Origin of the sequence: Pseudoalteromonas sp. SG43-8 (assembly GCF_014164245.1) — a bacterium.
Taxonomy (GTDB): Bacteria; Pseudomonadota; Gammaproteobacteria; order Enterobacterales; family Alteromonadaceae; genus Pseudoalteromonas; species Pseudoalteromonas distincta.
In genome coordinates, this window is record NZ_JACJEX010000004.1 from 171,663 (window position 1) to 186,742 (window position 15,080).

The 15,080-nt window shown below is 36.2% G+C and carries 9 protein-coding genes; 7 read left to right on the top strand and 2 right to left on the bottom strand.

Annotated features, from left to right (window positions below; all coding sequences use genetic code 11):
* Positions 1 to 890 precede the first annotated feature (890 nt).
* Positions 891 to 1,766 (top strand): DNA replication terminus site-binding protein, encoded by an 876-nt coding sequence (locus H5122_RS10230; RefSeq protein ID WP_182681926.1) that lies wholly within the window; start codon positions 891 to 893, stop codon positions 1,764 to 1,766.
* A gap of 69 nt (positions 1,767 to 1,835) precedes the next feature.
* Here H5122_RS10230 and H5122_RS10235 read toward each other — a convergent pair whose 3' ends face one another.
* Positions 1,836 to 3,050, bottom strand: coding sequence for a hypothetical protein (locus tag H5122_RS10235; protein WP_024596523.1), 1,215 nt, complete (start codon positions 3,048 to 3,050; stop codon positions 1,836 to 1,838).
* Positions 3,051 to 3,823: 773 nt separating this feature from the next.
* Here H5122_RS10235 and H5122_RS10240 point away from each other — a divergent pair.
* The 6 genes from H5122_RS10240 (at position 3,824) to H5122_RS10265 (ending at position 13,997) form a co-directional block, all read left to right on the top strand.
* Positions 3,824 to 5,062 carry an AAA family ATPase gene (locus H5122_RS10240; RefSeq protein WP_149592862.1) on the top strand — a complete coding sequence of 413 codons (1,239 nt, stop codon included), beginning with the start codon at positions 3,824 to 3,826 and terminating at the stop codon, positions 5,060 to 5,062.
* 15 nt (positions 5,063 to 5,077) lie between these two features.
* Complete coding sequence (locus H5122_RS10245; RefSeq protein WP_024605352.1) at positions 5,078 to 6,040, top strand: transcriptional regulator; 963 nt, start codon at positions 5,078 to 5,080, stop codon at positions 6,038 to 6,040.
* Positions 6,041 to 6,446: 406 nt separating this feature from the next.
* A complete protein-coding gene (locus H5122_RS10250) occupies positions 6,447 to 9,593 on the top strand; it encodes a DEAD/DEAH box helicase (protein WP_182681925.1) in 3,147 nt (1,048 codons plus the stop codon).
* A gap of 876 nt (positions 9,594 to 10,469) precedes the next feature.
* A complete protein-coding gene (gene rmuC, locus H5122_RS10255) occupies positions 10,470 to 11,936 on the top strand; it encodes a DNA recombination protein RmuC (RefSeq protein WP_024596527.1) in 1,467 nt (488 codons plus the stop codon).
* A gap of 50 nt (positions 11,937 to 11,986) precedes the next feature.
* Positions 11,987 to 12,178, top strand: a complete 192-nt coding sequence (locus tag H5122_RS10260; RefSeq protein ID WP_024596528.1) for a DUF3185 family protein — start codon at positions 11,987 to 11,989, stop codon at positions 12,176 to 12,178.
* 652 nt (positions 12,179 to 12,830) lie between these two features.
* Positions 12,831 to 13,997, top strand: coding sequence for an aldo/keto reductase (locus tag H5122_RS10265; protein ID WP_002959264.1), 1,167 nt, complete (start codon positions 12,831 to 12,833; stop codon positions 13,995 to 13,997).
* 574 nt (positions 13,998 to 14,571) lie between these two features.
* Here the strand turns inward: H5122_RS10265 and H5122_RS10270 are convergent.
* Positions 14,572 to 14,991, bottom strand: a complete 420-nt coding sequence (locus H5122_RS10270; protein WP_182672990.1) for a PACE efflux transporter — start codon at positions 14,989 to 14,991, stop codon at positions 14,572 to 14,574.
* Between the last annotated feature and the right edge of the window lie 89 nt (positions 14,992 to 15,080).

The window sequence follows — 15,080 nt, forward strand, 5'->3', positions numbered from 1 at the left end:
ATGTTCAAGGACTAAATTCACTATTTTCCAATTATTTAGTTATGAGTTAAGTATAAAAGTAATTTTACTTAACTCAGGTGGTTATATAACAATCACTTTAGTTTTATTTCAAATAAACTAAAGTGATTTAAAACATACAATTAGAGTTAATTAGTTTCAATTTTAACACATTGAGAATAAATAAGGCACAAGGGTATATTATATGTATTTTACCTAAGAACACATCATACTTAAATTGCATTAAATGTAATCTTAACTTTACGCGCTAAATTAATTATTAACTAACAGGGGCTATGTGCAGGTCTAAATATATGATATAGCATTTTGTGTTGCTCATTTATATGCACTTTAAACCTAGTAGAATAACGCTGTTGATTATTCTGATGCCAGAATATACTTACAACTGACACAGGGTTAATCTGCTGATTCACCACTCATCTTCCCACCCTGCCGTCAGCGTTATTTAGCAAAACTTAACTGCCAGGCATGCCTTAAATGGCTCTCATGTAAAAAGCATGTATGACATGCTGAGCTTTTGGATGATATACCCATAGCTAAAAGTTAAAACACGTTATAATATTAATCACTAATTAGAGAAACAACCAAAACCAACACTATTATTTAGAACTTAACCGCACCAAGTCCATTTCACATCCCTCATTTATTACACTACATGGGCAATTAAGCCCTAAACGGGCTAGCTCTTTAATCGATAAAACAGTACTAAATTACAGGAATAAGCATAACCATTTACTTCAGTAAAGAACACATCATACTCATACTGATTTAAATGTTATCTAAACACCGAGCGTAACTTTATTAAATATTTACTCAATGCAAAGTGCATGCAATAATATAGCATTGGTAAGATGTGTTCTTTGAGGTGTGCCGTGGTTACTAAAGTTCAAATTAGGAGTCAGTTTGATTTAATGAACGAATTAACTTTAAGGTTAATTGAGGAATTAAACGAATGTGAGTTTTCCAGAGCAGAGTACTATCAGTTACCTGATGTAAGTAATTTAGATGAAAATAAGGTTCCTGAGTCCATACCTGTCTCTAAAATAACTGGAGCGCCGGCTCAAAAGGCAATTTTAAACTCCTTTTCTGACATTTATAAAAAATCGGGCTTAAGCAGTCGCGTGTTAAAAAGGCACCCTGGTTTACTTGTTATTAAAAATGCAGATAAACAAGCTTTAAATAATCGTATAGCACAAGTTAACAAAGCTAAAGCTAGTTTCAAAGAGTGTATATTGGCAATTGATAATAACGATGCCCGATTTGAGGCTGTTCATAATGCAATACCAAATTTAATAACACTTGCTGCTTATCGTAAGATTCACAGTGAGAGCGAATCACCATTTTCCGTTAGGTTTACTTGGATGCACAAGCACGCAACTAAAACGTTGACTAAAAAAATGGCCCTCGAAATGCTCGACAAATCGGCCAGTTATCGAAATCCAAGAATGATAGATCAACAAAAATGGCAATCACTTGTAGCACAAGAACAATTACGGGTTGCTAGTTTAGGTGAAAAGGAAAAATTAAGAATTCGTCGCCCTACTCGCGTAAGCCCTCAAGTTAATGTGAGATACACAGCACAAAACCGCTATCATGTGAGCGCCGCATTACCATTTATTCTGATTAATCCAGAACCAGACGTTAAACTAGGTATCTTACCTGATTATAAAAAACCCGATGCTCATCCTCGAAAACGTGAGTATGATTTTTTAGTTGATAGGCTATATTTAGAACAAGTTGACCGATAGCTATTATGTTAAAAAGGCCACAATATGTGGCCTTTTAGTAAATATGTACAGTATTTAAAATAACGTTTATTATTTTTCTACTATCTCTTCTATTTTATCTTCATCAATTAACACTGCATTTTCAACAATACGTTTACCGCCTTGAATCTCAATGCGTTTGTTGTGTTTGTTCAATGTAAGTATTTCATCGCAAAACTGATCAGAGGGGTGCATTTCGTATGTGTAATCAATAATGTTACCAGTTTTGTCATCTTTGACGTTTGTAATGCTGTATTCTGATATAGCACCTTTTTCAATCAAATCTTTCATTGTGGTGGTCATATCACGACGAAGCGCTTTTAATTTATTTTCCGTAATATCATCAGTTGAATAAATAGATCCGTATTTTTCCATAATAGAAAGTAATCTAAAATGATACGTTTTACCTGGAGCTGCATAACGCCAAAGGTGATACAAACGAAGCATCATCCAACGCGACAATCCCCGTTTTAATTCTTGTGCACTATTAAAGTAATATCCTTTGTATTCAAGGTTATCAATCATGTTATGAACGAACGCATTTAAACAGGCCACACACTTTACATTGCCACCTTGACCCTTTTTACCACTAAAGTGAAGTGACGATAAAAAGTTCATATTAGACTCGTAAAACGAATCATCTATATCGGAGTTTTTAGTATCGGTTGCTGAATATTTAAATGAAAGTTTAGAACCTTGCAATGCTTCAAGTGACTCTTTAATTGCAGGATATGGCATTGACTGCCCTACCGCTTTGAGCTCTTGCGCTAATTCGTTCATAGAAAAAACAACTGCGTATTGAATACCGGATTTAAAATTAATTTTAACTATTTTGCCTTTAGAAGCTAAACGAATAAGTGCTCGTTCTACTTTTTCTTCTCTGTCTGATGGCCAAACAAGATACTCAATATCTTCACCATCTTTACGAGTACTGACAACAGCAGGGGTAATTTTTATCTCACCATCGTATAAAATACCATCTACTTTCTCTGATATTTTACGCGTAATGATTGTTTTTTTAGGCGCTTCTTCAAGTGGCAATTTTTTATAGCCAGAGCGAACAAAACGGCCCCACAAATCATAATGATTAAACGTGTTTGAATATGCACGTAAACCATGAGCTGCATTTTCAATAGAAATTCGCACGTCTTTGTTGTCTGTAAATAGTGCTAAACTTTCGTTATCAATTGCACTTTCCACCCCGTGGATTTGGCCCCTGAGTGTATCGGGCAAATTATCTACCGAGATGTTGACCTTTCGGCTCATTGTTCTTATTTCCATTTTTATTGCGACATCTAATAACAACACATTAAACAACAAAAGTTAAATGTTTAAGTTAGTATAAAAGTGATCTGACTTTAAATAAAACGTTTAGATCACTATTATACTAAGTAATGTACATAACTTGCGATTTCAGATCATATTTTTACTAACTAGGTCATCTCAAATCGGTTTTTTACTAACTCAGCTGTTATTTTGTCCATCACAATGGCTTTATTTTAAAATTTAGCACGACAAATTCATACGAAATTTAATATCCCTGTGGATAAAGGCTTATCGAGTTAGCATAGATCTGATCTGTACCAAGTACAGATCAGATCTATACTAATTAAACGAACCTATTGACGCTAAGGTTAGTGCATAACTTTATAATTTACTTAGTAAAAAATTGATCTCAAGGGCTCTTTTTGTTCATAACCTTATGCGCAACCTGTGCATAACTTGATTTAAAAAATAAGGCTTAGTAAAAAGGTGATCTGCAGGTAGATAAAGATCTGATCTTAACCAAGTATAACGCTGATCTGCTTTTTTTTATATTGTTTATATTAATCATAATGTTATGTGTTAATTTAAGGTCCTTAACCTTTACTACCTTATATATTTAACCACCTTTAAACTTCTTTATTTATACTAAGCAATATTAAAAGTGTAAAAGTATTTTTAAATGTCTTCTTTTTAAAATGCATGTCGTCTTAAATAGTTGTTTACAGCAATTTGAATGGACATTATACTAACTGCCTAACTTTGAGGAAGAAAGTATGTCTATCAATAATAACGCGTTAAGTACCTACCGGCTTTTAAAAGCAACCGCCGAAGTAGCTGAAAAATCATTAGAAGGTCGTATTCAGCACTATCGTGCTCATCTTAAATCAGAAGAAAAAGAATTAAGAACTTATACGCAAAAAGCAGCTGCCGATTTATTAGGTTGTAATAATCGTACTTTAAAAAGACGTCATGACAACGGTGACTTTGATGATTTAAACATAAAACGCGGTGCCAATGGTCATTATGCTTACACATTAGTAAACATTTTTGCTATGGCTGATATTATGGATATTAAACCAGATCATCGTACTGGTGATGACAAACTGCAAGTTATTGTCATTAATTCTCTCAAAGGTGGCTGTGGCAAAACAACTAGCATGGTTAATATTGCAGCAGCGCTGGCAACTACAAATATTAAGCGCTATCGCATTGGTATAATTGATTTAGATCCTCAAGGCTCTTCTTCAAGCTTTTTTCCTTCAAGCGAGCACGACCCAATTACTGTTGGTGATTTAATGCGTGATTGTATAGATTTAGATGAGGGCGAAACATGGCCTGAATTTGTTTCAAACTCATTTTTATCAACTCATATCCCAAATATTCGTGTACTACCATCAGGTATGGACGATTTTTATTTTGAGCACGAAACTGCAACATTACTCAAAGACACCTCAAATTATGAGCAAACTCGTCATTACCATAAGTTACTTGAAAAAGTAATTGACCCTGTTAAAGACGAGTTTGATATTATATTAATAGATACAGCTCCAACTCTTAACTTTATGTTTTATAATGCATTAATGGCTTCTACTGCGATGCTTATCCCTGTTCATCCAGAAGCTGTAGACTTTGATGCTAATAATAAATATTTAAAACGATTAGGTGAGATTTACCATACCGTTGCGGCACTTGGCCATGAGGGATGGGACTTTATGCAGTTTTTAGTTACCAACTATGTAAAAGGTAATCACTCACAGCGCGATATTGTTAAAGATGTTCGTAGTGCATTCGGTCGCCAAGTTATGAGTTACCCAATCAACCACAGCTCGGCGATTACTGCTAGCTCTTCGTCTTTCAATACTATTTTTGATCAAAAAGCGTCAGACAGCTTAGCAAGCCGTGAATCACTAATGCGCGCTCAAGAAAATATTAAAGATGTGGTCGATGAGCTAGAAATGCTTATTCGTTCAAATTGGCAGTCAACTCAATCAACACTCAATACCCCTAAGTAAGGATGTTAAATAAAAATGGCTAAAAAACGTAAAAATGACACCCGCTTAGATCCTTTTGCAACAGCTGTAGGAAGTAGTAGCCTTGACGCATTACTTGAACAAGCAAATGCTGGTGATGTAATTCGCATGCCAGCACCGAGCGATCCTGAGCGCCAAATTACACTTATTTGCAAAGTGATCGCACACGCAGACATTGAATCTACAACTGGTGTGTACGGTAAAAACCGCCGTGTACAAGCACTTCTTAACGAAAAGTCAGTATCGGATATTTTACCTGCCATTGCAGAGGATGGCCGTAATCAGCACCCTGCGTTACTTTGGGATCAGGGTGATAAAAGCTTAGTCTTAGCGGGTTCTCGCCGTCGTATGGCCTGTATTTTAGGTAACGCTGATTATTTAGTACTTAGTTCAAGTGACTTTACTGAGCAAGACGCTAAAATTTTAGCTGTATCTTCAGATCAATATATCGCTCCAAGTTTATGGGAGCTGGGACAAGCTTACCAGCAAACTAAAAATGAGCTTATTGAACAAGGTAAAAAAGGATCTTACAGAGAGATTGCTGCAATTGAAGGTGTATCACACACCGCCATTGCAGATGCTGTTAAAGCGTATGAACAAATACCTGCTGAAGTTATTGCACTCTACCCTACTGCGAATCACGTGGGTCGCGAAGTGGCTAAAAAGCTCATGAGCGCAAAGGAGAGAGACCAAGAGGCGTTTAATCAACTTGTTAGTGACCTAGCTAGTGATGAAGAGCTAAACGCCATTACAAGTGACGACAAGCGTGCAATGGCAATCACCAAATGCCTAACTGCTGAGCCTCAAGCTGCTGTTAAGCGTGAAGCTGTACTTGAAAATAAGTTTGTATCGGTACAGCGCAATTTAAAAAGTGGTGATGTGTCTATCAAAATCGACAATAAAGTGATGACAGACAAACGCTTAGAACAATTAACTAAGCTATTAAGTGCTTTTAATTAGTTAGTTAAATAATGATCTGTCAGACATATATACTTAGTTAAATACTGATCTGACAGATTGTTTTGTTAGTTAAAATCTGATCTTTACTAGCCTAATCCTACCTTAAATAATCATATTTCCTCTTCAAGATCACTTTTTTACTAACTAATCGCCCTCTTTTAGCTATTTGCTCTTGGTTTATTATTATTGTTAGTAAAATTGTGATCTATAACGTGTCGTTTAATCTTTATATTTGTATGTAGTGCCTAATATTTTGCGAAATTTTATACTCATTTTTACCTATAAACCGATTTTTTACTAAGCTATCAGCTCCAACCAGTTTATATCTTGTTAATAGTGCTTTAGCTCAGAGCACATAAGGCATATACTGGCAGAATTATTTTTAAAATTTAATGCTTAGAGTGACATGTCTGCTAACTTATCAAAAAATGATTTAATGGCTATTTTTGAAGAAATTAAAAATGAGCAGGCTACCCAGTTTCCTCTTTCTGAACGCTTTATTAAAAAACTTTTCCGCGAAAATGTCTTAGATAAAGGCAAAGAGTACTACAAGAAAGGTCAAATCACCTGGCTAGAGCATACCCCTAATTTTTCTGTTGTAGACTCTACCGTGCAAGTGGATAACGGATCATCATTTAATCAACGTATTGAGATCAGTAAAGTACCAACTGGTTATTCTGTTGATACACACTGTACATGTAATGCAAAAACCAAATGCCGACATTTAGCTGCTATTTTGTTTAAGCTTAAAATAGAGCACTCTGGTGAATACGGTGAAGATTACTTCATTAATGATTGGTTTAGTGAATTAAGCGCTCTTAAAAGTGGTGATCAACATACACCGTCGCAAGTATTATTATTTGTATTAGATATTGAAAATAACAAGGTATTTTTAACACCTAAAATAGCTAATTTTGAGACTAAAAAGAATTACACGTTAGGCCGAAATCTCACAGAGCAACAGTTAAATAGTTTCGTAACGCCAAATGATTTACTCGAAAGTGATTTTAGATTATTTAGTTGGATACGTTCACAAAATGCAGTAGGAAGTATTGAGCTAAAAGGCCAATGGGGCTTTAGTGCCCTACAACAATTGATAGCTACTGAGCGCTTGTTTTTTCAGCGCTCTCGCGTGCCAATTAAAGCGCAATCTGGCCAAGCATTGAGTTTTAGTTGGGAGCAAGATAAAGATCTATCACAATTAGTTATTAAGCTCGAGCAAACCCAAAACTGGGCTTTATTAAAAACAACACCGCCTACTTACCTCGATTTAGATCATTTAAAAGCGGGTCGTCTTCGTACACCATTGAGTGCAGACGAAATAGCGCATTTACAAACTATGCCTGCTTTGCATGACGCTAATTTTGACAGAATATACAAACAACTTGCAGATAACTTTGGTGCAGGTGTTATACCGCACCCTACTAACTTGCAGCCAACGTTACCTAAGCTATCTAGTAATGCTGTTTTAAAAGTAACAATGGGCGAGCAAGGTTTATCACTTTCGCTATTATTTAAGTATAAAAATAAAAACTATTTAGCTGGTTCTGCCCCAGCAAGTACTATAAATAGCGCATTTGAAAACACCGTAACTAACGAGCTAATCAATCTAGGGTTTGAATTTTGTAAAGGGGGTTTACAAAGTGAGCTTGTATTTACAAAGCAATCTCCTATCCATTTGCATTGGCTAATATACGAAGTATTCCCTGGCTTTAAGCTGCGTGGTTGGCAAGTTAGTGTAAGTAAAGTAACAAGCCCTAATCCACAATGTGAAGTGAGTTTACATGTACACCGTGCAGCAGGGCATCAAATGCACTGCAAAGTATTGTTGTGTGACGCAAAAGCAGCGCTGTTGTTTACTAATGCTGATTCGCTTTATCAGTCATTGAATCGCCAAAGTGAACTGTTTTATTACTACCCGCTTGGTCGTCAATTTGGGGTTATTAATAAGTCTGCCATTAACTTATTAAACGAATTTAAAGAACGCTTTGAATTTGTAAAAACACGTGACGAATTTAATATTCCGCTTTCGTATTTACCTGAACTAGTAAAGCACACAGCTATTAACGTAGAGCTTCACGACGATTCACTTGAGCTATATTTACAAGAGTTAAATAATACCGATAAGGCAATGCCTAAGGTTTCATTACATGGCTTAAATGACTCTGTAACACTTCGTGAGTACCAACAGCAAGGCGTTGATTGGCTTAGCTTTTTAAAACGTCATCAATTAGGTGGTATTTTAGCTGACGACATGGGGTTGGGTAAAACACTCCAAGTTATTGCATTTTTAGCGAGTACATTTAACCGCCCTCAAGCAGGCCCTACACTTATAGTGTGCCCAACTAGCTTGGTGAGTAATTGGAAAAACGAAATCACTAAGTTTGCTAAAAGTTTAAAAGTAACCATTATTTTTGGATCAAACCGTAACGATCCTTTACAACACTTAGCACAAGCGCAATGCATTCTTACTACATACCCGCTTTTAAAGCGTGATATTGCATATTATTCGCCATTATATTTTGAAAATATTATCCTCGATGAAGCACAATACATTAAAAACGATACCGCACAGGTCTCACGATTAGTTAAACGCTTAAATGCCGACTTTAAACTTTGTTTAAGTGGTACTCCAATCGAGAATAATTTACTTGAGCTTAAATCGTTACTCGATTTTGCTATGCCATCGTTACTTGGGTCTCAAGCCCACTTTAAGCAGCACTTTCAAACACCTATTGAGCGTGAAGCTGATATGCAGAGGGCTGAGCAGTTAAAAGCGTTAATTATGCCCTTTATAATGCGCCGCACTAAAGCACAAGTAGCGCAAGAGTTACCTGAAAAAACAGAGCTAACAAAAGAGTTTGAGTTTGAGCCTAAGCAAAAAGAAATGTACCAAGGCATTACACGTTCATTAGAAGAGAAGCTAATAGACTTATTTGCCGAACAAGGCGCACAAAAAAGTAAGCTTGCATTTTTAGAGGCGCTTTTAAAGTTAAGGCAAATTTGTTGCCACCCTAAATTAATAGATCCAGATACTCAAGCAGGCTCCGCTAAGCTTGAATGGTTAACAACACACTTACCGCTTATGCTAAGCCTAGGTCGTAAGATTATTATATTTAGTCAGTTTACATCGGCACTCGATTTAATAGCCCAACGCCTTGAAGAAATAAACATTAACTTTAGTATGCTTACAGGGCAAACGCGTCAACGAGATAAAGTAATCGACGAGTTTACTAGTGGGAAAACTTCCGTGTTTTTAATTAGTTTAAAAGCCGGTGGAACAGGCCTTAACTTAACACAAGCAGATACTGTTATTCATTTTGATCCATGGTGGAATCCCGCAGTAGAAAAGCAAGCGACTGATAGAGCCTACCGTATTGGTCAAACTAATCCTGTATTTGTTTATAAGCTCATAATGAGTAACTCAATAGAGCAAAAAGTATTTAAAATGCAGCAAGACAAGCAAGCCCTTGTTGATGCATTATTTACCGATAAATCAATGAGCTTTACAAAGTTTGATGAGCAGCAAATGTTGTCATTAATTAAAAACTAAAAAAGATCTAAAAAGTTTTGATCTTTTTATGAACTTAATTAAAAAGCGGACGTCTATCATTATGCTTGTTGATTAATTGCAGTTAACACAAGCATCATGTTGATTTCCCATTTAGTTACTAATTTTAGTAATGATTGAGCCAGCCCATTTTGAGTTGGCTTTTTTTATGTCTAAAATTTAGCGTGCAGCACTTATTTTAAAAGTTTTTATTTTTTTATGAACTTAATTCAAAAAGACGCGTCTACTATTATGCTTGTTGATTAATTGCAGTTAATACAAGTTTTCATGTTGATTCCCTATTTAGTTACTAATTTTAGTAATGATTGAGCCAGCCCATTTTGAGTTGGCTTTTTTTATATCTAAAATTTAGCGTTCAGCACTTATTTTAAAAGTTTTTTATTTTTTTGAACTTAATTAAAAAAGACGCGTCTACTATTATGCTTGTTGATTAATTGCAGTTAATACAAGTTTTCATGTTGATTCCCCCTATTTAGTTACTAATTTTAGTAATGATTGAGCCATTTCATTTCGAACTGGCTTTTTTTATGCCCATAATTTGATTTGTTTAAATCAACCCGAATAAAAATAAATGATCTTCCGCAAATTAATTTGAATTAATTATTTTGTTATCCGGTCTACTCTAATGTCTGTTGTTATATAGCCTCACCTAATAATATTAGTTATTTTGGTGATTATGTATTTAAGTTGCAGCTTGCTCGGGCACATGTTGATTATCCCTTTGATTACTTAACTTAGTAATATTTGACCAGCTTATTTTAAGCTGGTTTTTTTATGTCTGTAATTTCTTTGCTCCCCTACTTCTGTTGATGGTTATTGGTTATGATGGCATGTCTCTAAATTTTATAAGTTTATTTTATGCTCACTCAAGTACTCACTAATATTGATTGGCTAAGCGCCGGTGCTGGTGTTGCGTTAGGCGCCCTATTTTACGGCGCTGTATCAACACGGCTTCGCAAAAAGCTACATCTACAAATAAGCGAACAGCAGCAACAGCTTTCCCTGTTACAAAACCAATTTGATAATAAAGAGCTGCAATACAGCGCCTTGCTAGAAGATCATGAACTGCTAGAACATACTCACCAAGAGCAGCGCGATGAAGCCCAGCATTTTAAAACGCGTTTTAGCGAACAAGAAAAACAAAGCATTCAATACAATCACTTTTGGCGTAAAGCCGAAGGCGAGCTGGCAGCGCTTCGTGAGCAATATAATCAGCGCGATGTTGAATATAATAATATGCGCACTACCCTTGAGCAAAAACAGCAAAACTTTAGCGAGCAACTCGCGCAAATTGAGCAAAGTAAAAATACGCTTAAAAAAGAGTTTGAAAACCTAGCCAATAAAATTCTAGAAGAAAAATCACAAAGCTTTAAAACCTTAAATCAAGAAAGCATTGAGCAATTATTAAAACCAGTTCAAGGCGAGCTAAAAGGCTTTAGAGAAAAAATGGAATCAATGCACGTTGAAGACATAAAACAACGGACTGCACTTAAAACCGAGCTACTGCATTTGCAAGCTAAAAGCCAAGCTATAACAGATCAAGCCGACAAGCTCAGTAACGCCCTACAAGGGCAAAAGAAAACCCAAGGTAATTGGGGCGAGCTTATGCTCGAAAACGTATTAGATAGTGCTGGCTTACGTGCAGGCGTTGATTATAAGCGCGAAGTGTCGTTTAACACTGAAGATGGCCGCTTGCGCCCTGATGTAGTTGTGTACTTACCACAGGGTCGCCACTTAGTTATTGATGCTAAAACTTCATTAAATGCCTATACACGCTACGTGAATGCTGAAAATGATCTAGATGCTAATCAAGCAATTAAAGAGCATGTAAACGCCGTTACAGCGCGTATTAATGAACTTGCGAGTAAATCGTACGACCGCTTACCAGGTATTAACTCGCCAGAAGTGGTGGTTATGTTTGTACCAATAGAATCAGCTTTTGTAGAAGCACTCAAATATCAAAGCGATATTTACCAACAAGCAATCGAAAAAAATATACTGGTAGCTACACCCACCACCCTGCTTACTAGTTTAAATATTGTTAAACAGTTATGGCGTTTTGAAGAGCAAACCAAATACTCAAAAGAGCTGGCAAGTCGAGCGGAGCGTTTTTATAACAAGCTCAATGGTTTTTTATTGAGTATGGAAGGCGTAGGTAAGCAGCTTGATAAAGCGAAAGAAAGTTACGACAAAGCGTTCTCGCAGCTATACCGCGGTAAAGGTAATTTAATTAAACAAGCATCAGAGTTTAAAGAGTTAGGTGTATCGGTACAAAAAGAGTTACCTAGTGAGAGCGTAGAACGTGCTCAATTAGAATTAGATTAACCCTGATTTATTTTTATTTAGTTTATGTAAGTTAAACCTTAAGGATATTTATGAATAATAAGATTGTAGGAATTGTTTTAATCGTTATAGGTATCGCTTTAATTATGTGGGGATACGACGTGTATGATGCGGCGGCTTCGCAGCTTAGCCGTGCATTTAGTGGCGACACACCAATAGAAGCATGGGCGGGTATTATTGGCGGTGCCATCTGTGTGTTAATTGGTATTAAAAAGCTCAAGTAACCTGAACTTGAATAATAGATCTATTTAAGCAGCTATTTAAGCAGCTATTTAAGCAGCTATTTAAGCAGCTATTTTCAGCGCTAACTACGTTGGATTTAGTTGCAATTTGCTGCACTGCACAGTGTTACTTGGCAAGATAAAACTCTTACAGGGTTTGCCAGCAATTGCATTGTGAAAGAGTAAAATACGCCGTGTATTGCAAGGCAAACCTTTAATAATAAACGTTTTTGTAATATTTACCCCAATTATTTCAACTACGCTCGGTTAAATTAGCTAAGTGTTGCTGCAATCGCTTTGCTAGTGAGATTATTTGTGCATCTTAAATTTATTACGGTTTTGTCTACTAATTTGTACACATCTAATAAATGTAACCATTTTATGTTGTATAAATGAGAATTAAAGCGTGCACCAATTTGGAAGTATGCTTTTTTATCAAGCTATTAAAGTGCACTGTTTTGTGCATTTAAAAGGACTATACGAGTAAAGAAAATAATCAGTTTTAAATGTTAATTCAAACGTCTGTTCAGTGTTTGTTGATTTAACTATCTTATTGATAGTATTGGTATTTATTGTCTTTGTCTTGCTTGAGTTTGGTTGTTGTTTATACTAGCTTATAGCGTAGATATTTAACCTACTCAAGGAGAATAGTCACATGGTATCTCGCAGAAATTTTATTAAAGCAGGGGCTGCTTTAAGTTTAGGCTCTATTTTTAGTGCTTCAGCTTTGGCTGAGCAACTAAAGGTAAAAATGTCTAACGGCAGTGTTATGCAAACTAAAGGATCAATAGATAAAAGCGCTGCTCTACCCACAAACGATGTTACTAACGCTAAGCATTATCGGCCGGAATCAAGAATGGGCTTGGGTGGCCTTGCCGCCGGGAATGGCTTTAATACTATATCAAGCGATACAGAAATTTTAACAATGCTAAATGCAGCATGGGATTCTGGTATTCGTCATTTTGATACGTCACCTTTTTACGGTTTGAGTTTAAGCGAAAGGCGCTTCGGTGATTTACTTCGAAACAAAAAGCGTGAAGATTATGTTTTATCCTCAAAAGTAGGCCGCCTTCTTACCCCTTCAGCAGAGCCTTTAGAAAATAGTTGGCATTGGGCTGATCACTCACCGTTTCATTATAAGTATGATTATTCAGCCTCAGGCACGCGCCGTTCAATAGAAGATACTTTGCATCGTATTGGTGTCGCCTCACTCGATATTGTTTATATTCACGACTTATCACCACAAAACAGCGATATGGGAGATGACTGGCTTAAGTATTTTGATCAAGCGGCTAAAGGTGCTATTCCTGAGCTGACTAAAATGCGTGATGAAGGAATAATTAAAGGCTGGGGTTTTGGTGTAAATACACCTCATGCTGTTTATAAAGCGCTTGATATGTCAGACCCAGATATTTGCTTACTAGCGCTGCAGTATTCAATTTTAGATCACAAGCAGGCACTTGATAAAACCTTTCCTATGCTTGATAAACGAGGTATTTCAGCAGTCATTGGTGCGCCGCTTAATGGTGGTTTTTTAGCCGGTCGTAACCGCTTTAATTATTCTCCTAAAATTCCAGGGCCTATGCAGCAAAAGTTTAATGCAATAAGCGACATTGCATCTAAACATGGGATTGATATTAAAACAGCTGCACTGCAGTTTGCAGAAGCGCCTTCAACGGTATCCTCAATTATTCCTGGGGCACGCACGGAGGAGCAAATTAAAGCTAATGTAGCCTCAATGAAAGTTACCATACCAAGCGAATTTTGGAGTGAGTTGAAATCTAAACAGCTTATTGCCCAAAACGCCCCCATACCGGCATAACACAATAGGTGTGCCATTTGCTTGGCACACTTATTCATAGCTAATATATGGTTTATTTTTAAGCAACGCTTCTCGCGTGAGCAAGCTATACATCTTGTGTCTCGATAAATAATAGACACAAGGCGCAGAGCTAATAGGCAGGAAAAATCTACCGATTACACTACCTCAAGCAGTAAAATATTTTATATAACAGCTCGTAACCTTATAAATCAAATGAACATCACAGTGAGTATGCTAAAAGAGGATTGTTTAGTTGTGGTTGGCCAAAAGCATTATTATGTGCCTATTACATATAACACATATCGGTATCATGCTGCACTTCATCCTAGAGGTGAGAGCGTGTGGAATATATTGAAAGGGCTAAATATATAAAGCAAAAAGTTACTGTAAACCCCCATTACAGTTAGCCGGTAAATTGTGCAAATAGTAAATTAGCACTACTTAGTCAATTGAGCAGTGCTAATTGGTTTAATTAAAAGCCACATTTACCGTTATTTATTGCCATTGCGCTTTTGTCAAAACGATCTCAATACCTCACAACTTCGCTTTTATAAACTTAAAAACATCAAGCACATTATGATTTATTAACCCATTTTTTGTAAGGTTGGTACTTATCGTACAACACATTAAAAATATACGTGTATATGAGTATAAACACTAAAAAGCCAGCTTCTAATGCTGTAGCGGCTAGCCATGTAATATTTAAATACCAAGCAAGTATTGGCAGCGTTATTACTAACATACCCAGCTCAAAGCCACATGCATGCGTAATGCGGGTTACCAAACCTCGCTCTATTCGGTTATGCCCAACTATTTTATCAAACACTATGTTGTAAATGTAATTCCAAAGCATGGCGAAGATTGATAAACCAACACCTACTATTGCCATTTTTCCTGTTGCAAACCCACCAAAATAAGATGATGCAGGTACAACAAAAGATAATGCTATCATCTCAAATATTAGCGCCTGAAAAATACGTTCTGCTGTGTTCATATATAAATAACTTCTTAAGTTGATGACGATGGCTGTATTTTCATTCATTATAAAGATATGTGTTAGTTACTTAGTATCGGGAAAAGCGA